This is a genomic window from Streptomyces sp. H39-S7, assembly GCF_027158205.1.
Taxonomy (GTDB): domain Bacteria; phylum Actinomycetota; class Actinomycetes; order Streptomycetales; family Streptomycetaceae; genus Actinacidiphila.
The window spans coordinates 185,506-209,495 of sequence record NZ_JAPVLU010000012.1; the positions used below are offsets into that span (position 1 = coordinate 185,506).

A 23,990-nucleotide genomic window follows, 5' to 3' on the forward strand; every position below is an offset into this window, starting at 1 on the left:
CACCGGCTCATACGGACTTCGACGCGGCGTACTGGCCCAGGAACAGCGCCTCGGCCAGCGACAGGCGTTCCAGCTCCTGCGGGGAGACGCTCTCGTTCACCGCGTGGATCTGGGCGTCGGGCTCGCTCAGGCCGATCAGCAGGATCTCCGCCTCGGGGTACAGCGTGGCCAGGGTGTTGCAGAGCGGGATCGACCCGCCCTGGCCGGCGATCTCCAGCTCCTGGCCGTACGCGGTGCGCATGGCGTCGGCCATCGCGGTGTACGCCGGGCTGGTGGTGTCGGCGCGGAACGGCTGGCCGCTGCCGCGCTGGGTGATCTCGACCCTGGCCCCCCACGGGGCGGCCGCCCGCAGATGCGCGATGAGCGCGTCGGCGGCCTTCTGCGCGTCCATGCCCGGCGGCACCCGCAGGCTGACCACCGCACCGGCGCTCGCCTGGACGGACGGGGTCGCGCCCACCACCGGCGGGCAGTCGATCCCCAGCACGGTCACGGACGGCCGGGCCCAGATCCGGTCCGAGACCGTCCCGGTGCCGACGAGACCGACGCCGTCGAGCACCTTGGCGTCCTTGCGGAAGTCCTCCTCGGGGTACTGCAGCCCCTCCCACGCGCCGTCGGCGTCCAGCCCGTCGACGGTGGTCGCGCCGTTCTCGTCGCGCAGGGTGCCGAGCATGTGGATGAGCGCGGCGAGCGCGTCCGGGGCCGCGCCGCCGAACTGGCCCGAGTGCAGATTGCCGCCGAGGGTCCCGACCCGCACTTCGACCATGGCCATGCCGCGCAGGGTCGCGGTGACCGTCGGCAGCCCGACCCGGAAGTTGCCGGTGTCGCCGATCACGATCGCGTCGGCGGTCAGCAGGTCGGGGTGCGCCTCGACGTAGCGCTCCAGGCCGCCGGTGCCCTGCTCCTCGGACCCCTCGACGATGACCTTGACGTTCACCGGGGACCCGCCGTGCTCGCGCAGGGCGCGCAGCGCCGTCAGGTGCATCAGGATGCCGCCCTTGCAGTCCGCGGCGCCGCGCCCGTACCAGCGGCCGTCCCGCTCGGTCAGCTCGAAGGGCGGGGAGAGCCAGGCGGCCTCGTCCAGCGGCGGCTGCACGTCGTAGTGCGCGTACAGCAGCACGGTCGGCGCGCCCTGCGGTCCGGGAAGGAAGCCGTAGACCGACTGGGTGCCGTCCGGGGTGTCGAGCAGCGCCACGTCCTGGAAACCGTCGGTCCGCAACGCGTCGGCGACCCAGCCGGCCGCCTTCTCGCAGCCGCTCCTGGGGAACTGGCGTTCGTCGGCGACCGACGCGAACGACACGAGTTCGGCGAGTTCCGCGTGGGCGCGCGGCATGAGCGAGGCGACGGTTTCGGAGAGCGGGACGGCCTGCATGGGCGCTCCTAGCGGGTGTGATGGTGTGTTCGTGCGCACAAGTGGACGTTGCCGATGGTGCCACAGCGGTCCGAGCCGGGTTCTCGCCATAGGATGCGGCTGAGCAGGGGCGACGAGAGTCGGCGGGTCGAGCGGGAGCGGAATCACACGTGAGCAGCGAGCAAGCGGCGCAGGGCAGCGGTTCGGCGGACGACGGAGCGGACGACACGGTCTGGGATGTCGTGGTGGTCGGTGCCGGCCCCGGTGGTGCCTCGGCCGCCCATGCGGCGGCCACCGCGGGCCGCAGGGTGCTGCTGGTGGAGAAGTCCGAACTCCCGCGCTACAAGACGTGCGGCGGCGGCATCATCGGCCCCTCCCGCGACTCGCTGCCGCCCGGCTTCGAGCTTCCGCTGCGGGACCGCGTGCACGCGGTCACCTTCAGCCTCAACGGCAGACTGACCCGCACCAAGCGGTCGCGGCAGATGCTGTTCGGCCTGATCAACCGCCCCGAGTTCGACGAGGCCCTGGTACGGGCGGCGCAGGAGGCCGGAGCCGTGCTGCGCACCGGGGTGGCCGTCTCCCGCGTGGAGCAGCACGGCCCGGCCGTGCCCGACCGGCGGACGGTCGCCGTCGTGCTCAGCGACGGGGCGACCGTGCTGGCCCGCGCCGTGGTCGGCGCCGACGGCAGCGCCAGCCGGATAGGAGCCCACGTCGGGGTCAAGCTGGACCAGGTCGACCTCGGTCTGGAGGCCGAGATCCCGGTACCGGACTCGGTGGCCGAGGACTGGGCCGGCCGGGTGCTCATCGACTGGGGTCCGCTGCCCGGCAGTTACGGCTGGGTGTTCCCCAAGGGCGACTCGCTCACCGTCGGAGTGATCTCCGCCCGCGGCGACGGCAGCGCGACCAAGCGCTACCTGGAGGACTTCATCGCCCGACTCGGGCTGGCCGGCTTCGAGCCGAGCATCTCCTCCGGGCACCTCACCCGCTGCCGCTCCGACGACTCCCCGCTGTCCCGCGGCCGGGTCCTGGTCTGCGGTGACGCGGCGGGACTGCTGGAGCCGTGGACCCGCGAGGGCATCTCGTTCGCACTGCGCTCCGGACGGCTGGCGGGGGAGTGGGCGGTCCGTATCTCCGAGGCGCACGACGCGGTCGACGCCCGCCGGCAGGCCCTGAACTACGCCTTCGCCGTCAAGGCCGGGCTCGGTGTGGAGATGGGTGTGGGCCGGCGGATGCTGGCCCTGTTCGAGAAGCGCCCCGGTCTGCTGCACGCCGCCCTCACCACCTTCCCGCCGGCCTGGCACGCTTTCGCGGGGATCACCCGCGGCAAGGGCACCCTGGCCGACCTGGTCCGCAACCATCCGCTCGCCCGCCGCGCGCTGTGGGCGATGGACCGCTCCTGAAAGCCGCCCATGGAACGGCACTTGCTGGGAAGACGACATCCCAGGAGGTGCCGTCAACATGGTGTTGCGCGACAGTGCGGGCAGGATGCCGTGGTGGGCCAAGCTCGCGGCCGGGGTGGTGGCCGTGGCCGCTCTCTTCTTTCTGTTCGCCAAGGCGAACCTGCTTCCCGGGATACCCAATCCGTTCGGCGAGAAGACCAAGGACCGCAGTGGCCCCGTGGTGCTCAAGTCCATCCAGGACATGAGCCGTTTCCAGGGCGCGAGCGGGAACTTCCAGGTCGTCGTCGACCTGCAGAAGGACGCGAACTTCCTTCCCGACTCGGTGAAGGGCAAGCGGACGCTGTACGTCGGCGCGGGCAGCGTCGACTCCTATGTGGATCTCGGCAAGGTCGGCAAGGATGCGGTCACCGTCTCCGCCGACCGCACCGCCGCGACCATCCGGCTGCCCCACGCCGAGCTGGAACGCACGTCCCTCGATCCGAAGAACTCCTACGTCGTCTCCCAGCAGCGGGGCTTCTTCGACCGGCTCGGTGACTTCCTGGGCAACAACCCCGGGAACGAGAAGCAGCTGAACGAACTGGCCGCGCAGAAGATCCAGGAAGCGGCCAAGGCGACCGAGCTGGGCAAGCGCGCGGAGGCCAACACCCAGTCGATGCTGCAGCGGCTGCTCACCTCGCTCGGGTTCACCAAGGTCGAGGTGACCTTCGCCGTGTAGCCCCTGACGGTCGGCCCTACCGGTCAGCCCGAGGTCGTGACCCGGAAGACGGGGTGCTTGTGCGCTATCGCGCGCAGTTCCTCGTCGGTCGAGTCGGGCCCGACGCCGCCGAAGAACACCCCGACCTCGGCCTTCCAGCGCTTGAGGTAGGCGCGCAGCAGCACCGGCTTGTCGTCGTCGGTGATCTCGGTCGCGGTGAACTCCTCGGTCTTGCGGCCGAGGATCAGCTGACCGCCGCCCGCGGCCCGCATGTTGTGCGTCCACTGGACGTGGCCGCGCGGGGCGACGAGGTACCGCTCCTCGCCGACCGTCAGCAGGTTGACCGGGGTGCGCCGCCATTCGCCGCTCTTGCGGCCCTTGACGGCCAGCACCCGCGAGCCCCAGATGCTCAGCCCGCGCCGGGTCAGCCACGCGACCGCGCGGTTGAGGACGTTCACGGTGAACCAGCCGGCCTTCTTGACGTGGTCGCGGTCGGACATGATCGGTGCCCCCTGAAGACGATGGAGAGCGGTGCTCTCGCTTGAGATCAGCCTGCCACCGCCGCCCGGAAAAAACAAGAGCAGTGCTCTCGTTGTTGGCCGATGCTCCGGAAGATGGCAGACTGAACGACATGAGTGTGATCCGCGGAGCCAGGGAACGGGCCCGAATCGAAGTAACCGCCGCCATAAAGGAAGAAGCACGGAGGCAGTTGGCCGCCGAGGGCGCGGCCCGCCTCTCCCTGCGCGCCGTGGCGCGCGAGCTCGGCATGGTCTCCTCGGCCCTCTACCGGTACTTCCCGAGCCGGGACGATCTGCTCACCGCGCTCATCATCGACGCGTACGACGCCATGGGAGCGGAGGCCGAGGCCACCCTCGCCCGCACCGCCGACGGCGACCCGCACGCCCGATGGGTCGCGGTCTGCCGCTCGGCGCGCGAGTGGGCGCTGGCGCGCCCGCACGAGTACGCCCTCATCTACGGCTCACCGGTGCCCGGTTACAGCGCGCCGATGGACACGGTGGGCCCCGCCTCCCGCTTCCCGCTCACGCTGGTCGCCGTGCTGCGGCAGGCGCACGGGGCCGGCACCCTGGGCCCGCCCCCCGGATCGCCGCTGGCCGCGCCGGTCAGGGCCGACGCCGCCCGGCTGGCGGCGGAGCTGGCCCCCGAGCTCCCCATTCCCGTCATCGCCGCGCTGGTCAGTAGCTGGGCCCAGCTCTTCGGGCTGTTGAACTTCGAGCTCTTCGGCCAGTTCAACCGGGTGGTGGAGGCCCGCGGCGCGTTCTTCGACCAGGCCGTCGGCGCGCTGGCCGGCCAGGTCGGGCTCGCGCCCGCCGGCACCCTCCCGGCCGTACTCCCGGGGGAGTAGGCACGATGACCACGAGCGGCGGACGACGGCCACCGGTCCCCCGGTCTAGCGTTGCGGGATGACACACCAGGAGTGGCCCCGGGCACCGCGTTTCCCGGGCCTCGCCACCCGCTACCCCTGGATCTCCTCGATCGCCGTGGCGGTCGCGCAGCTCGTCGGCTCCAACGGAGCGGCGAGGAACCAGACGGGCCGGGTGCACCTGGACGTGCTGGCCTACGTCCTGCTGCTGGCAGGACCGGCGATGCTGCCGCTGCGCCACCGCCTGCCGGTGCCCGTCGCCGCCGGCACCACGGCCGTGGCCGCCGCCTACCTCGCCCTCGGCTACCCGTACGGGCCGGTCTTCCTCAGCATGATCGTGGCCTTCTTCGCCGCCATCGGCGCCGGCCACCGCCGCGGCGTGCTGATCATCGCGGGCGTGGTCTACGCCGCGGAACTGCTGGTCGGCCAGTGGCTTTACCGCTGGCTGCCGCCCCAGGGCGACGGGCCCTCGTCCTGGATGGCCGCGTCCGGTATCGCCGCCTGGCTGCTGGCGATCCTGGCCGGAGCCGAGCTGTTCCGGTCGCGCGGCGAGCGGATCGCCCGTGAGCGGCGCGAGCGCGAGGAGACGGAGAGCCGGCGCGCCGGTGAGGAACGGCTGCGGATCGCCCGGGAGCTGCACGACGTGCTGGCGCACAGCATCTCGGTCATCAATGTGCAGGCGGGTGTCGCCCTCGCGCTCATGGACGAGCACCCCGAGCAGGCCCGCACCGCGCTGACCACCATCAAGGCCGCCAGCAAGGAGGCGCTGGGTGAGGTCCGGCAGGTGCTCAGCACCCTGCGGGCACCGGGTGACGCGCCGCTCTCGCCCGCTCCCGGCCTCGACCGGCTGCCCGAACTCGCCGAGCAGGCGGCCGGCGCCGGTCTGAAGGTCGACCTGACCACCGCCGGAGCCCGTTTCCCGCTGCCGCCCGGCGCGGACCTCGCGGCCTTCCGCATCGTCCAGGAGGCGCTGACCAACATCGTCCGGCACTCCGGCTCCCGCACCGCCCGCGTCCGGCTGGGCTACGGGCCGGAGGGCGTCGAGCTGTGCGTCGACGACGACGGACCCTCCTCGCCGCGCGCGGAAGGCGCCGAGAGCGGCGGCAACGGCCTGGTCGGCATGCGCGAGCGGGCGGCGGCACTGGGCGGCACGGTCGAGGCCGGACCCCGCCCCGGCGGCGGCTTCCGCGTCCTGGCGAGACTGCCGTCCGGCGCGGCCGGTAGCGTGGCGGGCGCCAGCGAGGAAGAGGGCCGATGATCCGCGTACTGCTTGCCGACGACCAGATCCTGGTGAGGGCCGGCTTCCGGGCGCTGCTCGACGCCCAGAGCGACATCGAGGTGGTCGGCGAGGCCGACGACGGGGAGGCGGCGCTGCGCCTGGTGCGCGAACTCACCCCGGACGCCGTGCTGATGGACATCCGCATGCCCCGGATGGACGGCCTGGCGGCCACCCGGCACATCACCGCGGATCCGGCGCTGGCCGGCGTCAAGGTGGTCATCCTGACCACGTTCGAGCTGGACGAGTACGTCTTCGAGGCGATCCGCGCCGGAGCCTCCGGCTTCCTCGTCAAGGACACGGAGCCGGCCGAACTGCTGCGCGCGGTCCGGGCGGTGGTGGAGGGCGACGCCCTCCTGTCGCCCGGCGTGACCCGCCGGCTGATCGCGGAGTTCGCGGCCCGGTCGAAGGAGCCGACGACGTTCGCGGGCCTGGAACACCTCACCGACCGCGAGCGCGAGGTGATGGCGCTGGTGGGCATCGGCCTGTCGAACGAGGAGATCGCCCGCAGGCTCGTCGTCAGCCCGCTCACCGCCAAGACCCACGTCAGCCGCGCCATGATCAAGCTGAGCGCCCGCGACCGGGCGCAACTCGTCGTGCTGGCCTACGAGTCCGGGCTGGTACGCCCCGGCTGGCTCGGCTGATCCCGGAGCACGACATACGGCCCCCGGCACGGGAGCCGTCCGGCCCCGCGCCCTCCCTCGAGGCGCGGGACCGGACGGTGGCCGGATCCCGGTGGTGCGGCGGTCGGTCAGTCGCGCACCGCCACCGGCTGTGCCTCGGCGTCCGCCACGAGCACGTCGGACGGCGCCGCGGCGGGCGAGGCGGCCGGGACGGACGTCGCGACGATGATCTCGTGGGCCCGGCGCCGCTTGCGCAGCCCCGTGACGGTGATCAGCAGCCCCGCCACCCCGATGAGGGTGACGACCACGAGCCCCGGCCGGTAGGTGTCCAGGACCGCCTGCGGTGTGCTGGGGGAGCCGGTGCCGCTCGCGGTCACCACCGCGGTCACGATGGCCAGGAAGATCGCCCCGCCCACCTGGAAGGAGCTGTTGAGCAGGCCGGAGACCATGCCCTGCTCATGGTCGCGGACCCCGTTGGTGGCCTGGATGTTGAGCGACGAGTAGGCGAGCGTGAAGGCGGTGCCGAGCAGCAGCATCGACGGCAGGATGTCGAGGGCGAAGTTCGGCGACAGGTCGATCCGCAGGAAGAGCACGTAGCCGAGGACGAGCGAGGCGAAGCCCGCCGTGATCACCCGCGGGGTGCCGAACCGGTCGACCACCGGCCCCATCCGGGGCGAGGCGATGGCTACCAGCGCGCCGGCCGGCAGGAAGGCGAGCGCGGTGTGCAGCGCCGACCAGCCGAGCAGGGACTGCATGTACTGGGTGACGAGGAACTGGAAGCCGATGTACGACCCCATGAACGTGGCGCCGCCCAGGTTGGCGCGGATCTGGTTCGGGGAACGCAGGATGCCGAGCCGGATCAGCGGGTGCGCGGAGCGCCGCTCGATCGCGATGAAGGCGGCCAGCAGGACGGCGACGACGGCGAACGACACCAGGGTGCGGGCCGAACCCCATCCGGTCTGTCCGGCTTCGACGACGGTGTAGACCAGCAGCAGCATCGCGGCGGTGCCGGTCAGCGCGCCGGGCAGGTCGTAGCCGCGTCCGGCGCCGGTCTCGCGGGGGCTCCTGGGGATGAGCTTGAGGCCGACGACGAGGGCGATCAGGGCGACCGGTGCGGGCAGCAGCATCGTCCAGCGCCATCCCACCTCGGTGAGCAGCCCGGAGAGCACCAGGCCCATCGAGAAGCCCGTCGCGCCGCAGGAGGCGTAGATGGTGAGCGCGCGGTTGCGGATCGGGCCCTCGGCGAACGAGGTCGTGATGATCGACAGTCCGGCGGGTGCGGTGAACGCGGCGCTCAGACCCTTGATGAACCGGGTGGCGATGAGCAGTTCACCGGAGTCGACGACGCCCGCGAGCAGCGAGGCGCCGGCGAAGACGCCGAGCGCGATCAGGAAGACCCGGCGGCGTCCGAGCAGGTCGGCGGCGCGGCCGCCGAGCAGCAGCAGGCCGCCGTAGCCGAGGATGTAGCCGCTGACGATCCACTGGAGCGAGGCGGTGGTGAGGTCGAGGTCGTGGGCGATCGAGGGGAGGGCGACGCCCACCATGGACACGTCGAGCGCGTCGAGGAAGAGCGCCGCGCAGAGCACCAGCAGGGTGCCCCACTGCCGGGCGCTCCAACGCGCTTCGATATCGGGGACGGTGGAGGACGGAGAGGTCATGCGGAGCAGACTACATGCGCATGCATTCAATGCAAGTGCATTTAATGCTTGCGCATGAAGACGGGTTTCTCTGCTACCGTGCAGATATGACCGGGACCAAAAGTGAGCGGACGCTCGTGGAGGAATGGCGGGCGATCCTCGCCGTCCACGCGCGCACGGCGTGCGAACTCGACCGCGAGCTGCATCAGCACGGTCTCGGGGCCAGCGACTTCGAGGTCCTGGACGTGCTCGCCGCCGGCGATCCGGCGGACGGCGGCTGCACCTTCCGCGTGCAGGACCTGGCCGACCGGGTCCATCTGAGCCAGAGCGCACTGTCCCGGCTGGTGGCCCGGCTGGAGAAGGACGGCCTGGTCAACCGCGGGATCTGCGACGAGGACCGGCGCGGCGTACGGGTCGGCATCACCGACCTGGGGCGTACCCGGTACGAGGCGGCCAAGCCCGGCCAGCGCGCCGTACTGGGGCGCATGCTCGGCACCGCGTGACGCCTCCTTCGAGTACCGGCTGAGCGTGCCTTCCGCGTGTCGCGCCGCTCCGGTCCGCCGGGGTCGGTAGCTAATGGCGTATGTCCGTCTCCATCGCGCTGTTCACCAGCGACCTCCGGCTGCATGACAACCCCTCGCTCCACGGCGCGTTGGGCTCGGCCGACCAGGTCGTCCCGCTCTTCGTCGTGGACCACGCGATCCGCGACACCGGCTTCCGCGTCCCGAACCGCGCCGCCTTCCTGGCCGACTGCCTCGCCGACCTCGACGCCCGACTGCGCCGCTCCGGCGCCCGGTTGGCGGTGCGCACCGGCGAAGTCACCGAGCAGGTCCGCGCGGTGGCCGCGGAGGCCGGAGCGCGGGAGGTGCACATCGCGGCCGGCGTCAGCGGCTACGCCCAGCGCCGCGAGGAGCGGCTGCGCGGCGCCCTGGAGATCGACGGCCGCGTCCTCGTCGTGCACGACGCGGTGGTGACCGCCGTCGCCCCGGGCGCCCTGACGCCGACGGGCAAGGACCACTACGCCGTCTTCACCCCGTACTTCCGCCGCTGGGCGCAGCACGGCGTCCGCGAACCGCTGCCCGCCCCGCGGCGGATCTCCGGCGCCCCCGTCCGGTACGACGCGCTGCCGTCCGCCGCGTCGCTGGCCGACGGCGCACCGTCGCCGGAGCTCCCCGAGGGCGGCGAGACGGCGGGCCGCCGGCTGCTCGACCGCTGGCTGGACGGGCCGGTCGAGGGGTACGCCGACGGGCACGACGACATGCCGGGGGACCTCACCTCGCGGCTCTCGCCGTATCTGCACTTCGGCTGCCTGTCGGCCGCCGAGCTGGTGCACCGGACGGCGGCCGTCGACGGGGAGGGCGCGGAGTCCTTCGTGCGGCAGCTGGCCTGGCGGGACTTCCACCACCAGGTGCTGGCCGCCCGCCCCGCCGCCGCGCACCGCGACTACCGGACCAAGGGCGACCGCTGGCACGCCGAGACCGACGAGATCGACGCCTGGCGCGCCGGCCGCACCGGCTATCCGATCGTCGACGCCGCGATGCGCCAGCTCCGGCACGAGGGCTGGATGCACAACCGGGCGCGACTGCTGGCGGCGAGCTTCCTCACCAAGACGCTCTACGCCGACTGGCGCGTCGGCGCCGCCCACTTCCTGGAGCTGCTGGTCGACGGGGACGTGGCCAACAACCAGCTCAACTGGCAGTGGGCGGCCGGCACCGGCACCGACACCCGCCCCAACCGCGTGCTCAACCCGCTGACCCAGGCCAAGCGCTTCGACCCGGACGGCAGCTACGTACGCCGCTGGGTCCCGGAGCTGGCGGGCATCCCCGGCGGCGCGGTGCACCGCCCCTGGCGCCTGCCCGCGGCCGAACGCGCGGCCCTGGAGTACCCGGAACCGATCGTGGACCTCGACGAGGCCGCCGCGCGCTTCCGGCAGGCCCGCGGGATCGACGACTGAACCACCGGGCCCGCGCCCGCGCGGCCGCACCCGAGGCGGGCCTCACATGATGGGGGAGGCCCGCCGCCACAGCTCCAGCAACTCCGCGTCCCCGGAGACGTCGAGCCCGTCGTACGGTCCGCGGTTCCACAGCGCGAGGTAGAGATCGGCGGCCGGCCCGCTCACCGTGCAGTCGGCGGTGCCCGGCGCCCCGCTCTCCACCCGCGGCGCCTCCTGCGAGAGGTGGACCAGCCAGTCGCCGGTGCCGGCGGGGGCGTCGGCCGCCCGGACGCGCAGGGTGCGCGGCAGTTCGCTGCGCACCCTGCTGCGGGAGCGGGTGTGGAAGCCGGCCAGCAGCTCGTCCACGCCGTCGGCGGCGAAGGCCGTGGGCACGGGGGAGGGGCCGGCGCCCAGCGCGGCCTCGGCGTCCACCCGGTGCACGGCCGTCTCGTGCGCCTGGCGCCGCGCCCAGAACTCCAGCGACGAGGGGGCGGTGAGGAAGTGCCAGCACCGCAGGTCCGCCGGGGCCGCGGTGAGGGCGGCCACCAGGCGGGCGTGCGCCTCGCGGTACCAGTCGAGCAGGGCGTCGTCGTCCGGCACCTGGCCCTCTATCGGCGCCGGCTCCTTCCGTCCTTCGACGATGAATCCGGTCGCCCAGCGGTGGACGATGCCGGTGTGCTGTACGAGGTCGCGAACCCGCCAGTCCGGGCAGGGCGGGACCGGTGCGTCCAGGCCGGCCTGTTCGGCGGCGTCGGCGAGCAGGGTTCCGTTGTGGCGCAGGATCTCGATGAACTCAACCGTCTCCATGGCGGGATTGTGACATCCCGTCACGCAACGGGGTACGCCTGTCCGGCCGCCGCTTCGCGGCCGCGGACGGTACCTCGCTGACCTGCGCCGGATCGGGTACGGCGGGGCACGGATCGTATACCGACCGGACCCGAACACCCGGCCCCCGCCACGGCCTCAGGGCCCGGGGCGGGTGTTCCGCACGGCGTAGGCGATGGCCGACGCGGTCGCGGCCAGCACGGCCACCGTGGTCAGCGCGGTCGGCAGGCCGACGGCGTCGGCCAGGAAGCCGATGGAGGGCGGGCCGAGGAGCATCCCGCTGTAGCCCAGGGTGGAGGCCGCCGCGACGCCGCTGGGTCCGGCCAGCTCGCCCGCGCGGGCGATGGCGATCGGGAACAGGTTGGCCAGCCCGAGGCCGGTCACGGCGAACCCGGCGAGCGCCATCCAGACGGACGGCGCGAGCGCGCCGAGGAGCATGCCCGCGGCGGCGGTCAGCCCGCCGAGCACCAGCGCCCGGGTCTGGCCGAGGCGCTCCAGCAGCGCCGTGCCGGACAGCCGGCCGAGCGCCATCGCGAGCGCGACGGCCGCGTATCCGGCCGCGGCGATGCCCTGGCCGCCGCCGAGGTCCTCCTGGATGTGCAGCGGACCCCACTCCGCGAGCGCGCCCTCGCCGTAGGCGGTGCAGAGCGCGATCAGGCCGAAGACGGCCACCACCAGACCGGTCCTGCGCACGGCCGGGGCGGTCTCCCCTGCCACGGGACCCACGACGGCGCTCGGGTCCTGCCGGTCGTCCGGCGGCGCGGTGATCCGGCCGGTGAGGAGGGTGCGGCCGGCGACGGCGGCGACCAGCAGACCGACCGGGGCGAGGAGCAGCAGGTGGGTGGTGGGCGACAGATGCGGGGCCAGCACACCGCCGAGGGCGGCTCCGAGGAGGCCGCCGAGGCTGTACGCGGCATGGAATCCGGACATCACCGGACGGCGCAGCGCCGCCACCAGGTCGACGGCGACGCTGTTGATCGCGACGTTCATACCGCCGTAGGCGGCGCCGAACACCAGCAGCACCAGGCCGAGGGCGAGGGCCGAATGGGTGAGGGGCGGAAGGGCGATGCTCAGGGACATCAGCACGCCGGTCACGACCGTGATCCGGCGGCTGCCGAAGCGCCGGCAGAGGCCGCCGGTCAGCACCATCGTGGCCACGGCGCCCGCGGAGACGCCGAGCAGGGCGAGGCCCAGCTCGCTTGCGGAGGCGCCCACTTGCGCCTTGATGGCGGGGATGCGCACCACCCAGCCCGCGAAGATGAAGCCGTCGAGGGCGAAGAACGTGGTGAGGGCGACGCGCAGCCGGGAGAGAGAGGGATCGGTCGGGGAGCGGCGGGAGCCCGTCAGGGCCATCCCTATTTTGTTTAGCGTCGGCACAAAGTCAGAATAGGGGGGTGACCCAGATTCGGACAAGGCTCGAGCGGGGCCGAGGAGCACTCGGCCCCGCCCTCGCACTCGTGCACACCGGCCGCGCGCCGACCCGCGCCCTGCTCACCTCGGAACTCGGTGTGACTCGCGCGACCGCGGGCGCGGTCGCCGCGGAGCTGGAGGCGCTGGGGTTCATCCGGGTGGACACCCGGCCGAACGGCGCCTCCGGGGCTCAGGGCAGGCCCTCGCACGGACTCGACCTCGACCCGGCGGGACCGGTGGTCCTCGCCGCCCAAGTGCACTCCGACGGCTTCCGCGCGGCGCTGGTCGGGCTCGGCGGGCGGATCGTCGCCACCGCTCCCGGCTGCATGACCGTGCCCGCCGACCCGGCGCACGTCCTCGGCGCGGTCGTCGAGGCCGGCACCGAACTGCTGCGGGCCTCGGGGCGCACCTGCCTGGGCGCGGGGCTCGCCGTACCGTCCGCCGTCGCGGAGCCCGAGGGCACCGCCCTCAACCCGCTGCACGTCGCCTGGCCCGCGGGCTCCCCCGTCCGCCAGGTCTTCGCCGAACAGATCGCGCGGGCCGGCATCACCGGACCGGACGGCGCCCCGATTGCCTCCTTCCTGGGCAACGACGTCAACGTCGCCGCCCTCGCCGAGCACCGGCACGGCGCCGGACGCGGAGCCGGCCAGCTGCTGGTCGTCGCCACCGGACACCGCGGCGTCGGCGGAGCGCTCGTGCTCGGCGGGCGGCTGCACACCGGGAGCTCGGGTCTCGCACTGGAGGTCGGCCATCTGACGGTCAATCCGGCGGGCCGGCCCTGCCACTGCGGCAGCCGCGGCTGCCTCGACGTCGAGGTGGACCCGCTCGCCTTCCTCGAAGCGGCGGGCCGCCCGCCGGGACCGGCGGTCTCCCTCCTCGAACAGGCCCGCGACCTGCTCCGGGACGAGTACGAGGACCCGGCGGTCCGCACCGCCGCGCACACGCTCATCGACCGGCTCGGCCTCGGCCTCGCCGGCCTCGTCAACGTCCTCAACCCCGACCGCATCCTCCTCGGCGGGCTGCACCGCCACCTCCTGGACGCCGACCCGGAGCGGCTGCGCGCCGTCGTCGCCGACCGCAGCCTCTGGGGGCGCAGCGGCAGCGTCCCGCTGCTCGCCTGCGCCCTGGACCACAACAGCCTGGTCGGCGCCGCCGAGCTGGCCTGGCAGCCGGTGCTCGACGACCCGCTCGCGGCACTCGGCGGCTGAGCCGCCGGGGCCGTGCCCGGCCGATCACTGGCCCGGCCGTCGGGGCGAGGCGCCCGAAGCCGCCGGGCCCGCCCCGCCGCGTACCCCCGCCGACGCGCGGTGGCCCGCGGAACGGTGACCCCGTGCTGAACAGTGCGGGGCGGGTGGGGGAATTTCCGGCGGCACCGCGCCGGACGGCCGGGCCGCGCGGCGGCCGCGGGGGTCGCCCGCGCCGGCGGCCGGATCCGTCACACGCCCCCTGTGAGCAGGGGAAATGCCCTGCGGCGAACCCCCGCCGAGGAGCCCGCCAGGGCGTGGGCGGGCGGAACCGTGCCGTCAGCTCGCGCGTATATGGTGCGGCTCAAATCGACGGCGCGGCTGTCGGCGGGCGCGTCCCGCGGCGGAAGAAGTGGAGCCATACGGTGGCCGGTTGGCTGCGGAAGCGGGTGTCGGCGTGGGCCGCCGCCCGTACGGTCTGGACGCTGGCCTTCGCCACGTTCGTCACGCTCATGACCGCGTGGTCGCTGGCCACACCCATCACCGCGCCTCCGGACGAGGCCGCCCACCTGGTCAAGGCCGCCGCCGTCGTACGCGGTGAGTTCGGCGGCGAGCGGCGCGTCATCGAGGCGCACCACGTCGGGGTCGACGTCGAGGTCGGATTCACCGCGGTGCGGGTGCCCGCCGGATACCGCGACCTGGACGTCACCGACGGCGCCTACCGGTGCTTCCGCAACGACGACAAGCTCTCCGTCGCCTGCCGCGGCACCGTCGCCGCCTCCGACGACACCGCGACGGTCATCACCAGCGCCGGCACGTACGGCCCCGGCTACTACCTGCTGATCGGCTGGCCGAGCCTGCTCCTCACCGGCGAGGCCGGCCTGTACGCGATGCGGCTGCTGAGCGCGCTGCTGTGCGCCGCGCTGCTGGCGAGCGCCGTGGTGACGGTCGTCGAGGGGGCGGCCAAGGGGTACAGCGGACGCGTCGCGCTGATCGGGGTGCTGACCGCGGCGACTCCGACGACCGTCTACCTCGGCGGCGTCGTCAACCCCAACGGGCCGGAGGTCGCGGCGGCCGTACTGGCCTGGGCCGTCGTCGTCCGGCTGGCGACCGACGAGGACGGGCTGCCGCTGCTGCGCCGGCGGCTGGTACGGCTCGGCGCCGCCTGCGTCCTGCTCGCCTCCATGCGGGCGCTGGGCCCGCTGTGGATCGCGCTGGTGCTGGCCGGAGGCCTGATCCTGGCGCGGCCGGGGCGGCTGCGGCAGTTGGCGCGGCTGCGTCCGGTGTGGGTGTGCCTGGGGGTGGCCGCCGCGGCGGGGCTGGCCGCCGTGGGGTGGACCATGACGGCCGACACGCTCGCGCTGCCCACCCAGACCCTGGAGCAGTACACGCCGCTGACCTCCGCCCTCAAGGCGGTCTTCGACCTCCTCCCGAACTACCTCCACCAGATGGTGGCGATCTTCGGCTCGTTGAACGTCGCCGCCCCCGAACTCACCCACGTGCTGTGGTGGGTGCTGGCCGGGTGCCTGGTGATGTTCGCGCTGGCGACGGGGCGCGCGCGCGAAACCCTCGTCCTGGCGGCGCTGATGGCGGGCACGGCCTTCGGCCCGCTGGTGCTGATGGCACCGCAGGCCGCCCACCTGGGACTCATCTGGCAGGGCCGCTACCTGCTGGCCGTCGCCGTCGGGGTCCCCGTGCTGGCGGCGGTGGTCACCGGACGGAACTGGGGCGCCCTGCCCCGACGGCTGCGGAGCCGGCTGCCCCTGCTGCTGATCGGCTGCTGGGCGGTGGCCCAGGGCGGCGCGTTCGTCTGGGCGGCGCTGCGCTACGCGTTCGGCCGCAGGCACCAGTTCTCCGGCGGCGCGCTGCAGTGGCAGCCGCCCGTCGCGGGCTGGTCCGCCGCGCTCGTCCTGCTGCTGCTGTCGGGTTTCCTGCTGGTCCTGCTGGCGATCAGGACGGGGCGGCCGGAGGCCGCGCACCCGGCCGGGCCCGCGCTGTCCGGCACCGCGCGGGCCGTCGTGCCGTCGGTGGAGAGCGAGGGGCGGGCCGTCAGGGAGCAGGAGCCGAGCCAGGGTTGAGGCGTCGGCCCCGCCGTTCAGAAGAGCGGTTCGGGAACGTCGCGCGGTCGGAGCACGGGAGCCGTGGGGGCCGGGGACGGCGGTCCGGCGGCGGGCGTGGTGAGCGGCCAGCCGGAGACCAGACGGGAGTCGAGCAGCAGGCAGCCGTCCGGCGTGTCGAGGTACAGGTCGCTGCCGGCCGCCGCCCGCACGGTGCCGGTGACCGACGTCTCCGGCGCCAGCGCGGTGACCCGGGCCGCCGGCCGGGGCGGATCCGGCTCCAGCCCGAACAGCGCCGCATGGTCGACCAGGGCGTAGGGCACCCGGTCCAGGGTGTCCGGAAGCCCGGTCACCGCCTCGTACAGGGCGCGCAGTTCCGCGGCCCGCTCGGCGGCGGGCGGCAGCGCCCACCGGGCCGCCCGCTTGGCGCCGGCCGATACCCGGTCCGGGATGCCCAGCGCGGCGCCGAGCGAGGCTTCCGTACGCCGGGCGGCCATCAGCGGTCCGCGTCCGAGGAAGCTGAAGCAGACCGCCGCCTGCTCCACCAGCCGGGCCGCGCCGCGCTCCGCGGCGGTGATGCCGACCTTGGTCAGCCCGGGACCGAACCAGGCGAGGTAGACGGAGTACGGCCGGGGATCGTCGGCCATGGTGTCGGCGGCGACGGACGAGAGCCGGTCCAGCGCCGCGCAGTCGTCGCACAGGTCCCGGCGGGCGGTGGGGCCCAACTCCGCGGCGCGCGGGCAGAGCAGACGACGCCCGGCCCGCCGCACACCCGTGCAGCGCCGCAGCGCGTCCGGGCCCACGGCCAGGGCCAGCGGGCCGCCGACGGGGACCGGGCTGCTCCGCTCGCCGTACCGGGGGTGCGACCACTGCCAGCAGGGCTCCCAGGAGGCCGGGCCGCCCGTCCAGCGCAGTCCGGTGCATCGCCACGTCTCCACCATCCCGATGGTAGGCGGCGCGTGGTGGTGCCCGGTCCCACCGCGTGGTGGTCCCCGGTCCCGCGGAGTACCCTCCCGTTCCATGGTGACCGACGAGATCGCCCGCAGCCCCTACATCAGCCTGACCACGTACCGCCGCAGCGGCGACGCGGTGCCCACTCCGGTGTGGGCGGTCCGCGACGGGGACGAGCTGCTGGTCTGGACGAAGAACGACACCGGCAAGGTCAAGCGGATCCGCAACAGCGGCCGGGTGACCGTCACCGCGTGCGACGCCCGGGGCCGGATCGCGGCCGGAGCGCCGACCGCCGAGGGGACCGCGCGGCTGCTGGACGGGTCGCAGCTCGACCGGGTCCGCCGGGCCATGGCGGGCAAGTACGGCCTGCGCTTCCGGGTCCTGGACGTGGGCGGCACGATGCTCCGGCTCGGGAAGCGGCCGCACGTGGGGATCGCCGTCACCTTCTGACGTGCGGCCCGTGACGCGGCGTCGGACGTAGCCGCGGCCGGCGGGCGTACTCCCCGCGTGGTACGCGGACCGCCGCCGGCCGTACGACGACCCGGCCGCGGTTTCGGACCAGGCTCGGTGGTGTCGGGATGCAGCGCATCCCACCACCACCGAGGAGACGATTCCGATGAACGTCATCGCATGGCACGACGGCGGGCCCGGCCCGTGGATCCTGTTCTTCCCGCTGGTCTGGGCGGTCGTCGTGGTCGGCGCCGTCCTGGTGCTCCGCCGCACCGTGTGGCGCGGCCGGGGCTGCGGTCGCGGACCGTGGCAGTGGCGGGCCGCGAACGGTGAGCACGCGCCGGTGGCGCTGCTCGGCCGCCGCTACGCCGCGGGCGAGATCGACGAGGACGAGTACCGCAGCCGGCTCGCCGTACTGAACGAGCAGCACGGACCGTCCGGCGCACCCGGCACCGAGGACGGTCCGCGATGACCACCACCCTCACCCCCGTCGACACCTCCGCCGCCCGCGTCGTGGACGCCTCCAAGGTCTACGGCGCGGGGGACGCCGAAGTCCGCGCGCTGGACGGCGTCACCGTCGGGTTCCCGCAGGGGCGCTTCACCGCGATCATGGGCCCGTCCGGCTCCGGGAAGTCCACCCTGATGCACTGCGCCGCCGGCCTGGACACGCTCAGCTCCGGCGCCGCCTTCATCGGGACCACGGACCTGAGCACGCTCGGGGACCGGGACCTGACGCTGCTGCGCCGTGAGCGCATCGGCTTCGTCTTCCAGTCGTTCAACCTGGTGGGCACGTTGACCGTCGCCGAGAACATCACCCTGCCGCTCGACCTGGCCGGCGCCCGGCCCGACACCGACTGGGTGGACGCGCTCATCGACGTCGTCGGCCTCGGGGACCGGCTGCTGCACCGTCCGAGTGAGCTCTCCGGCGGCCAGCAGCAGCGGGTGGCCGTGGCCCGCGCGCTGGCGGGCCGCCCGGACGTGGTCTTCGCCGACGAACCGACCGGCAATCTCGACTCGCGCTCCGGCGCCGAGGTGCTGAACCTGCTGGGGCGCGCCGTCCACGAGATGGGCCGCACCGTCGTCATGGTCACCCACGACCCGGTCGCCGCCGCCCACGCCGACGAGGTCGTCTTCCTCGCCGACGGACGGCTGGTGGACCGGATGGCGGACCCCACCGCCGAGAAGGTGCTCGACCGGATGAAGGCCTTCGACGGCTCCGCCGCCGGTGCCGTCACCACCGGGGGACGGGGGACGGCGTCATGAGCGGCGCGCGCACCTCCCTGCGGATCAGCCTCGCCTCGCTGCGCGCCCACCAGCGGCGCTTCGCCGGCACCTTCCTCGCGGTCTTCCTCGGAGTGGCGTTCCTGACCGGCACGATGGTCATGGGCGACACCCTCAAGGCGAGCTTCGACACCCTGTTCACCGACGCGAACCGGGGTACGGACGCGGTCGTCCGCAGCTCCGACGTCATCACCGTGCCCGGCGGCGGCCAGGGCACCCGCGAGCCCGTCGACACCGCGCTCATCCAGCGGATCGAGGCGGTGCCGGGCGTGGCCGCGGCCGCCCCGAACATCACGGGCGCCGGCCAGCTCGCCGGGGCCGACGGCAAGCCCGTCGGCGGGAAGGGGCCGCCCACGCTCGCGGGCAACTGGATCGAGGACCCGCAGCTCAACCCGTACACGCTCGTCGAGGGCCGGGGCCCGAAGGCGCCGGGGGAGGTCGTCGTCAACCGGGGCGCGGCCGAGTCCGGCAAGCTGCGGATCGGCGACACGACGGTGCTGCGCACGCCCGACCCGGTCACGGTGACGATCGTCGGCGTGGCCGCCTTCGGCGGCGAGGACGGCATGGGGCAGACCACGTTCACCGGTCTCACCCGCGCCGACGCGGAGCGTTGGCTCACCCCGGAGCCGGGCCGCGCGTCGACCATCCAGGTCCGCGCCGGACCGGGCGTCGGCCAGCGGGAGCTCGTGGAGCGGCTCGCGCCCGTGCTGCCGGCGAACGTCGAGGCGATCACCGGTCAGCAGGCCACGGACGAGAGCCTCACCATGGTCTCCGGCACGTTCCTGAAGATCTTCACCTCGCTGCTGCTGGTCTTCGCGGGCATCGCCCTGCTGGTGGCGACCTTCAGCATCCACAACACCTTCGCGATCGTGGTGGCCCAGCGGACCCGGGAGAACGCGCTGCTGCGGGCGCTGGGCGCGTCGCGCCGCCAGGTGCTCGGCTCGACCCTCGTGGAGTCCGCGGTCGTCGCCGTGATCGCCTCGATCGCCGGACTGCTCGGCGGCATCGGTGTCGCGGCCGGACTGCAGGCGCTGTTCCCGGTCGTCGGCTTCCCGTTCCCCGCAGGCGACCTGGTGATCGGCGTGACCGCCCTGCTCCTGCCGTTCCTGGTCGGCCTCGTGGTGTGCACCGGCTCGGCGCTGCTGCCCGCCGTACGGGCCGGGCGCACCGCGCCGCTGGCCGCGCTGCGCGAGACCGCCGTGGACTCCTCGGGTGCCTCGCGCACCCGCGCCGTGCTGGGCACGGCCGCCCTGGTGACCGGCGTCGCCCTGACCGTGACGGGCGCCGCGGGCACACCGGACGTCTGGCTCACCGGCGGCGGCTCGGTGCTCACCCTGGCCGCGTTCGTGGTCCTCGGCCCGGTCGCGTCCTCGTACGCGGTCCGGCTGCTGGGCGCGCCCCTGGGCCGGCTGCGCGGCGTGACCGGCGGGCTGGCCCGGCGCAACGCGCTGCGCAGCCCGAAGCGCACGGCCGCCACCGCGACCGCGCTGATGATCGGCGTGGCGGTGGTCTCCCTGTTCACGGTCTTCGGCGCCTCGCTCAAGGCGACCATGGACCGGACGGTGTCGCGGTCCTTCGCGGGGGATGTCGCGATCAGCGCCCCGGTGTTCGGCGCGGGCGGCAGCGGACTCAGCCCGAAGCTGGCCCCCGCGGTCGCCGCACTGCCCCAGGTGCGGACCGCGGTCGGGCTCGGCAGGGGTGTCGCGAAGGTCGACGGCGGCGGACGCGCGCTGACCGTCACGGATCCGGCGGCGCTCGCCGCCGTCCTCGACCTCGGTGCGGTCGACGGCTCGCTGGCCGGCCTCGGCGCCGACGGCATCGCGGTCGCACGGGACGAGGCGGACCGGCACGGCTGGAAGGTCGGCGGCACGGCGCCGCTCGTCTTCACCGACGGCGTACGGCGCTCCTTCACCGTGGCGGCGGTCTACGAACGGGGGGACCTGGCGGGCGACTACGTCATCACCCGCGAGGCCTGGACCCCGCACCGGGTGCAGGACTCCGACACCCTCGTCGCGATCGCCTTCAAGGACGGGGTGCCGGCGGGCGACGGAAAACGCGCCGTGGAGAAGGTGGCAGCGGCCTACGGGGGTCCCACGGTGCAGACCCGCGCCGAGTACGCCGCGTCCTCCGCGTCGACCATCGACATGATGCTGACGCTGGTCTACGCGCTGCTGGCGCTCGCGGTGGTCATCGCGCTGCTGGGCATCGCCAACACCCTCACCCTCGCGGTGCACGAGCGCACCCGGGAACTGGGACTGCTGCGCGCGGTCGGTCAGACCCGGTCGCAGCTGCGGGCGATGGTGCGCTGGGAGTCGGTGCTGGTCGCCGCGTTCGGCACGGCGGGCGGTCTCGGCCTGGGCGCGTTCCTCGGCTGGGCGCTGGTGAAGGCCACCGACGGGTCGGGGACGAGCGCCTTCGCGGTGCCGCCGACGCAGCTCGCGGTGGTTCTGCTGGTGGGCCTGGTGGCGGGCGTCCTGGCGGGATGGCGCCCGGCACGCCGGGCGGCCCGGCTGGACGTCCTGCGGGCCATCGCCTCCGAATGAGTGGTCGGCGACCGGGCGGACGCCCGTCCCAACAGGCCCCGGCCGCCGCGCCCCGCACGGGGGGACACGGCGGCCGGGGCCGTCGGGGGTCAGGCCGCTGCGACGACGGTGATCCGCCGGGACGCCGGGCGCTTGCGCGGCGCCGGGGCGGGAGCCTCCACGTGCAGGCTGAACCAGACCCTTTTGCCGCCGCCCGCCACCGGTTCGGCTCCCCAGCTGTCGCTGAGCGCCGCCACCATGGTCAGACCTCGGCCGCAGGTGGCCAGCGGCTCGGGGGCCCGTACTTCGGGCAGTTGGGGATCGCTGTCCAGGACGGACACCGTCAGCCTGCCCGACACGACGGTCAGTTGGACCGAGCAGTGCTTGTCGGCCACGGCGTGCCGGTGAACGTTGGCCAGCAGTTCTGTGATGCCCAGCAGAGCGGTATCGAGCAGCGGGTCCAGATGCCAGTAACGCAACTGAGCTGCGACGATTCTGCGTATCTGCTGGATACGGGACGGCAGTGCTTCGAGTTCCAGGGTGCACTGTCGATCGGCTTGCATGATCACGGCTGCGACTCCCTCCGCGGCGAGGGCCGGCCGCCGTGTGGAAGCCGTGTCCTGGACCGCTCGGAATGAGAACACCTGAGCGAAAATGCGTAGAGTGACTGCTGCAGTACTCCGTGATGTGACTTCAGGGTCACCCCGGGTGGCGGGATCCGCAACCCGCATGGTGCCGTGCGCCTTCCGTGAGGCCGCCAGAACCGCCATTCGGCGGCCAGAACTCCCGCTTTCGTGGCCCCGTCGGGCGGTCAGTCTGCCCCGTTCCCGGACAGTGCGACAGGGCGCATTTAAGCGAGTTTGTGAGCAGGGGGGCGCCGACTGCCCGGTGCGCGACAAGGGGACGATTGGGTCGTTATGATCCGAAACGACCCGGCCTGCCGCCGGGGACCGGCACGAGCGGAGGCTGGCACGGTGGGCACGATCGGGCAGGCGGAGGGCAGCGGCTGTACGCGCACCGGGGACGTGGACCGGACGGACCCCGGATACCGGGCCTGGCTCAAGGAAGCCGTTCGCAAGGTCCAGGCGGACTCCAACCGTTCGGCCGACACCCATCTGGTGCGCTTCCCGCTGCCTCTGGAGTGGGGCATCGACCTGTACCTGAAGGACGAGTCGACGCATCCCACGGGTTCTCTCAAGCACCGGTTGGCCCGTTCGCTCTTCCTGTACGGGCTCTGCAATGGCTGGATCCGGCCGGGCAAGCCGGTGATCGAGGCGTCCAGCGGGTCGACGGCGGTCTCCGAGGCGTACTTCGCGACCCTTATTGGGGTCCCGTTCATCGCGGTCATCCCGCGCACCACGAGCCAGGAGAAGCAGCGGCTGATCGAGTTCCACGGGGGGCGGTGCCATGTGGTGGACGATCCGCGCACCGTGTACGACGTCTCCGCCCGGCTCGCCGCCGACTCCGGCGGGCACTACATGGACCAGTTCACCTATGCCGAGCGGGCCACCGACTGGCGCGGCAACAACAACATCGCCGAGTCGATGTTCGAGCAGATGAAACTGGAGCGGTACCCGGAACCGGCCTGGATCGTCGCCACCGCGGGGACCGGCGGCACCTCCGCCACCATCGCCCGCTACGTGCACTACACCCAGCGCGACACCCGGCTGTGCGTCCCGGACCCGGAGAACTCCTGCTTCTTCGACGGATGGGTCACCGGTGACCAGGGCGTGACCAGCGACGCCGCCTCCCGCATCGAGGGCATCGGACGGCCGCGCATGGAGCCGAGCTTCGTGCCGGGCGCCATCGACCGGATGATGAAGGTGCCGGACGCCGCGTCGGTCGCGGCGGTACGGGCGCTGGACGGCGCGATCGGCCGCAAGGCCGGCGGGTCGACGGGGACCGGGCTGTGGAGCGCCTTCAAGATCATCGCCGAGATGGTCGCGGCCGGGGAGACCGGCAGCGTCGTCACCCTGATCTGCGACCCGGGCGACCGCTACCTCGACAAGTACTACTCCGACGCCTGGGTCGCCGAGCAGCACCTGGACATCGCCCCGTACGCCGCCGCCATCGCGCACTTCCTCGCCACCGGCGCCTGGCCCCGCTGACGTCCCCGCGGGCTTCTCAGCCGACCATCGCGTCGTCGGGGGAGCCGGCGGCGATCGCCGCCAGGGTACCGAGCGCCGCGGAGAGCGTGCCGGGTGGCGGTGAGGCGAGCGCGACCCGGACCGCGTTCGGGGCGCTGTGCGGGCCCACCGCGAAGGCCGCGCCCGGGGTGACCGCGATACCCCTGCGGGCCGCCGCGGCGACGAATGTCTCCGCGCGCCAGGGTTCGGGCAGCTCCCACCAGACGAAGTAGCAGGACGGAGCGGTGCGCACCGTGCAGCCCGCGAGCCGCCGGCCCGCGATCTCCTGGCGCAGCGTCACGTCCTCCCGCTTGGCGCGCCCGACGGCCGCCACGGTGCCGTCCGTCATCCAGCCGGTCGCCGCGTCGAGGGCGAAGCCGGCCGCCGTCCAGGCACCGGAGCGCAGCGCGGTCGCGATCCGGTCGGTGAGGCCCGGCGGGGTCACGGCGAACCCGGTGGTGAGGCCCGGGGCGAGCCGTTTGGACAGGCTGTCGACGACCACGGTGTGCTCCGGCGCCCAGGCGGCCAGCGGCGGCGGCCCCTCGCACAGGAAGGCCCAGATGGTGTCCTCCACCGCGTGCACGCCGGTGCGGCGCAACACGTCGGCGAGTTCGGCGCGGCGGCGCTCCGGCATCGTCGTCGCCAGCGGATTGTGCAGCGTCGGCTGGAGGTAGACGGCGGCCAGCGGGGCACTGCGGTGGGCGGCGAGCAGGGCGTCGGGCAGCAGCCCGTCCTCGTCCTGGGCGAGCGGGACGAGGGTGACGCCGAGCCGGGCGGCAATGGCCTTCGCCACCGGGTAGGTGAGCGCTTCCACGCCGAGCCGGCCGCCGGTGGGCACCAGCGCGGCCACGGCGGCGGCGATCGCCTGCCGGCCGTTGCCGGCGAAGAGCAC

General features: G+C 73.8%; 22 protein-coding genes. 14 read left to right on the plus strand and 8 right to left on the minus strand.

Annotated elements, in window-relative coordinates:
* Positions 1–7: 7 nt before the first annotated feature.
* Positions 8–1,369 carry a dipeptidase gene (locus O3X23_RS14250; protein ID WP_269271706.1) on the minus strand — a complete coding sequence of 454 codons (1,362 nt, stop codon included), beginning with the start codon at positions 1,367–1,369 and terminating at the stop codon, positions 8–10.
* Positions 1,370–1,518: 149 nt separating this feature from the next.
* Here O3X23_RS14250 and O3X23_RS14255 point away from each other — a divergent pair, with 149 nt between their 5' ends.
* Both O3X23_RS14255 and O3X23_RS14260 read left to right on the plus strand, forming a co-directional pair.
* Positions 1,519–2,748, plus strand: a complete 1,230-nt coding sequence (locus O3X23_RS14255; RefSeq protein WP_269271707.1) for a geranylgeranyl reductase family protein — start codon at positions 1,519–1,521, stop codon at positions 2,746–2,748.
* Between the two features lie 58 nt (positions 2,749–2,806).
* Positions 2,807–3,463 (plus strand): DUF4230 domain-containing protein, encoded by a 657-nt coding sequence (locus tag O3X23_RS14260; protein ID WP_269271708.1) that lies wholly within the window; start codon positions 2,807–2,809, stop codon positions 3,461–3,463.
* A 23-nt stretch (positions 3,464–3,486) separates the two neighbouring features.
* Here O3X23_RS14260 and O3X23_RS14265 read toward each other — a convergent pair whose 3' ends face one another.
* Positions 3,487–3,942, minus strand: a complete 456-nt coding sequence (locus tag O3X23_RS14265; protein ID WP_269271709.1) for a nitroreductase family deazaflavin-dependent oxidoreductase — start codon at positions 3,940–3,942, stop codon at positions 3,487–3,489.
* Positions 3,943–4,073: 131 nt separating this feature from the next.
* Here O3X23_RS14265 and O3X23_RS14270 point away from each other — a divergent pair, with 131 nt between their 5' ends.
* The 3 genes from O3X23_RS14270 to O3X23_RS14280 are packed head-to-tail and all read left to right on the plus strand — an operon-like array spanning position 4,074 to position 6,743.
* On the plus strand, positions 4,074–4,805 hold the full coding sequence (locus tag O3X23_RS14270; protein ID WP_269271710.1) for a TetR/AcrR family transcriptional regulator: 732 nt from the start codon (positions 4,074–4,076) through the stop codon (positions 4,803–4,805).
* 58 nt (positions 4,806–4,863) lie between these two features.
* A complete protein-coding gene (locus O3X23_RS14275; protein ID WP_269271711.1) occupies positions 4,864–6,081 on the plus strand; it encodes a sensor histidine kinase in 1,218 nt (405 codons plus the stop codon).
* Entirely contained in the window at positions 6,078–6,743 is a 666-nt protein-coding gene (locus O3X23_RS14280) for a response regulator transcription factor (RefSeq protein ID WP_269271712.1), read from the plus strand. Before O3X23_RS14275 ends, O3X23_RS14280 begins: the two co-directional genes overlap by 4 nt.
* Before the next feature lie 107 nt (positions 6,744–6,850).
* Here O3X23_RS14280 and O3X23_RS14285 read toward each other — a convergent pair whose 3' ends face one another.
* Positions 6,851–8,380 (minus strand): MFS transporter, encoded by a 1,530-nt coding sequence (locus O3X23_RS14285; protein WP_269271713.1) that lies wholly within the window; start codon positions 8,378–8,380, stop codon positions 6,851–6,853.
* 86 nt (positions 8,381–8,466) lie between these two features.
* On the opposite strand from O3X23_RS14285, the gene O3X23_RS14290 reads away from it, so the two are divergent.
* Positions 8,467–8,862 carry a MarR family winged helix-turn-helix transcriptional regulator gene (locus O3X23_RS14290; RefSeq protein ID WP_269271714.1) on the plus strand — a complete coding sequence of 132 codons (396 nt, stop codon included), beginning with the start codon at positions 8,467–8,469 and terminating at the stop codon, positions 8,860–8,862.
* Between the two features lie 80 nt (positions 8,863–8,942).
* The gene (locus tag O3X23_RS14295) at positions 8,943–10,313 is read left to right on the plus strand and encodes a cryptochrome/photolyase family protein (RefSeq protein WP_269271715.1); all 1,371 of its coding nucleotides are present in this window, start codon (positions 8,943–8,945) and stop codon (positions 10,311–10,313) included.
* A 42-nt stretch (positions 10,314–10,355) separates the two neighbouring features.
* Here the strand turns inward: O3X23_RS14295 and O3X23_RS14300 are convergent, their stop codons facing one another.
* Together O3X23_RS14300 and O3X23_RS14305 are read right to left on the minus strand one after the other, a co-directional pair.
* A complete protein-coding gene (locus tag O3X23_RS14300) occupies positions 10,356–11,099 on the minus strand; it encodes a maleylpyruvate isomerase family mycothiol-dependent enzyme (RefSeq protein WP_269271716.1) in 744 nt (247 codons plus the stop codon).
* A 156-nt stretch (positions 11,100–11,255) separates the two neighbouring features.
* Positions 11,256–12,494 carry an MFS transporter gene (locus tag O3X23_RS14305; RefSeq protein WP_443047848.1) on the minus strand — a complete coding sequence of 413 codons (1,239 nt, stop codon included), beginning with the start codon at positions 12,492–12,494 and terminating at the stop codon, positions 11,256–11,258.
* Between the two features lie 17 nt (positions 12,495–12,511).
* On the opposite strand from O3X23_RS14305, the gene O3X23_RS14310 reads away from it, so the two are divergent.
* Positions 12,512–13,735: an ROK family protein gene (locus O3X23_RS14310; protein WP_269271718.1), complete on the plus strand. Its 1,224-nt coding sequence runs from the start codon at positions 12,512–12,514 to the stop codon at positions 13,733–13,735.
* A 401-nt stretch (positions 13,736–14,136) separates the two neighbouring features.
* The gene (locus O3X23_RS14315; protein WP_269271719.1) at positions 14,137–15,789 is read left to right on the plus strand and encodes a DUF2142 domain-containing protein; all 1,653 of its coding nucleotides are present in this window, start codon (positions 14,137–14,139) and stop codon (positions 15,787–15,789) included.
* 17 nt (positions 15,790–15,806) lie between these two features.
* Here the strand turns inward: O3X23_RS14315 and O3X23_RS14320 are convergent, their stop codons facing one another.
* A complete protein-coding gene (locus tag O3X23_RS14320; protein WP_269271720.1) occupies positions 15,807–16,709 on the minus strand; it encodes a DUF2797 domain-containing protein in 903 nt (300 codons plus the stop codon).
* Positions 16,710–16,788: 79 nt separating this feature from the next.
* Between O3X23_RS14320 and O3X23_RS14325 the strand changes: the two genes are divergently transcribed.
* From O3X23_RS14325 to O3X23_RS14340, 4 genes are all read left to right on the plus strand, one after another.
* Entirely contained in the window at positions 16,789–17,169 is a 381-nt protein-coding gene (locus O3X23_RS14325) for a PPOX class F420-dependent oxidoreductase (RefSeq protein WP_269271721.1), read from the plus strand.
* A 166-nt stretch (positions 17,170–17,335) separates the two neighbouring features.
* A complete protein-coding gene (locus O3X23_RS14330) occupies positions 17,336–17,641 on the plus strand; it encodes an SHOCT domain-containing protein (RefSeq protein ID WP_269271722.1) in 306 nt (101 codons plus the stop codon).
* Positions 17,638–18,432: an ABC transporter ATP-binding protein gene (locus tag O3X23_RS14335; RefSeq protein WP_269271723.1), complete on the plus strand. Its 795-nt coding sequence runs from the start codon at positions 17,638–17,640 to the stop codon at positions 18,430–18,432. Before O3X23_RS14330 ends, O3X23_RS14335 begins: the two co-directional genes overlap by 4 nt.
* Positions 18,429–20,993 (plus strand): ABC transporter permease, encoded by a 2,565-nt coding sequence (locus tag O3X23_RS14340; RefSeq protein WP_269271724.1) that lies wholly within the window; start codon positions 18,429–18,431, stop codon positions 20,991–20,993. The genes O3X23_RS14335 and O3X23_RS14340 overlap by 4 nt, the downstream gene beginning before the upstream one ends.
* Before the next feature lie 89 nt (positions 20,994–21,082).
* Here the strand turns inward: O3X23_RS14340 and O3X23_RS14345 are convergent, their stop codons facing one another.
* Complete coding sequence (locus O3X23_RS14345) at positions 21,083–21,535, minus strand: ATP-binding protein (RefSeq protein ID WP_443047849.1); 453 nt, start codon at positions 21,533–21,535, stop codon at positions 21,083–21,085.
* A gap of 411 nt (positions 21,536–21,946) precedes the next feature.
* Between O3X23_RS14345 and O3X23_RS14350 the strand changes: the two genes are divergently transcribed.
* Positions 21,947–23,080 (plus strand): PLP-dependent cysteine synthase family protein, encoded by a 1,134-nt coding sequence (locus O3X23_RS14350; protein WP_269271726.1) that lies wholly within the window; start codon positions 21,947–21,949, stop codon positions 23,078–23,080.
* Positions 23,081–23,096: 16 nt separating this feature from the next.
* Here O3X23_RS14350 and O3X23_RS14355 read toward each other — a convergent pair.
* Positions 23,097–23,990: aminotransferase-like domain-containing protein (locus O3X23_RS14355; protein WP_269271727.1), on the minus strand; the 894-nt coding region annotated here is incomplete at its 5' end.

What these genes read in the sequence shown, in the direction of transcription:
- O3X23_RS14250 (WP_269271706.1), bottom strand. Translation starts at nt 1,369, where the DNA reads ATGCAGGCCGTCCCGCTCTCCGAAACCGTCGCCTCGCTCATGCCGCGC.
- O3X23_RS14260 (WP_269271708.1), top strand. Translation starts at nt 2,807, where the DNA reads ATGGTGTTGCGCGACAGTGCGGGCAGGATGCCGTGGTGGGCCAAGCTC.
- O3X23_RS14265 (WP_269271709.1), bottom strand. Translation starts at nt 3,942, where the DNA reads ATGTCCGACCGCGACCACGTCAAGAAGGCCGGCTGGTTCACCGTGAAC.
- O3X23_RS14270 (WP_269271710.1), top strand. Translation starts at nt 4,074, where the DNA reads ATGAGTGTGATCCGCGGAGCCAGGGAACGGGCCCGAATCGAAGTAACC.
- O3X23_RS14275 (WP_269271711.1), top strand. Translation starts at nt 4,864, where the DNA reads ATGACACACCAGGAGTGGCCCCGGGCACCGCGTTTCCCGGGCCTCGCC.
- O3X23_RS14280 (WP_269271712.1), top strand. Translation starts at nt 6,078, where the DNA reads ATGATCCGCGTACTGCTTGCCGACGACCAGATCCTGGTGAGGGCCGGC.
- O3X23_RS14285 (WP_269271713.1), bottom strand. Translation starts at nt 8,380, where the DNA reads ATGACCTCTCCGTCCTCCACCGTCCCCGATATCGAAGCGCGTTGGAGC.
- O3X23_RS14290 (WP_269271714.1), top strand. Translation starts at nt 8,467, where the DNA reads ATGACCGGGACCAAAAGTGAGCGGACGCTCGTGGAGGAATGGCGGGCG.
- O3X23_RS14295 (WP_269271715.1), top strand. Translation starts at nt 8,943, where the DNA reads ATGTCCGTCTCCATCGCGCTGTTCACCAGCGACCTCCGGCTGCATGAC.
- O3X23_RS14300 (WP_269271716.1), bottom strand. Translation starts at nt 11,099, where the DNA reads ATGGAGACGGTTGAGTTCATCGAGATCCTGCGCCACAACGGAACCCTG.
- O3X23_RS14320 (WP_269271720.1), bottom strand. Translation starts at nt 16,709, where the DNA reads ATGGTGGAGACGTGGCGATGCACCGGACTGCGCTGGACGGGCGGCCCG.
- O3X23_RS14325 (WP_269271721.1), top strand. Translation starts at nt 16,789, where the DNA reads ATGGTGACCGACGAGATCGCCCGCAGCCCCTACATCAGCCTGACCACG.
- O3X23_RS14330 (WP_269271722.1), top strand. Translation starts at nt 17,336, where the DNA reads ATGAACGTCATCGCATGGCACGACGGCGGGCCCGGCCCGTGGATCCTG.
- O3X23_RS14335 (WP_269271723.1), top strand. Translation starts at nt 17,638, where the DNA reads ATGACCACCACCCTCACCCCCGTCGACACCTCCGCCGCCCGCGTCGTG.
- O3X23_RS14340 (WP_269271724.1), top strand. Translation starts at nt 18,429, where the DNA reads ATGAGCGGCGCGCGCACCTCCCTGCGGATCAGCCTCGCCTCGCTGCGC.
- O3X23_RS14345 (WP_443047849.1), bottom strand. Translation starts at nt 21,535, where the DNA reads ATGCAAGCCGATCGACAGTGCACCCTGGAACTCGAAGCACTGCCGTCC.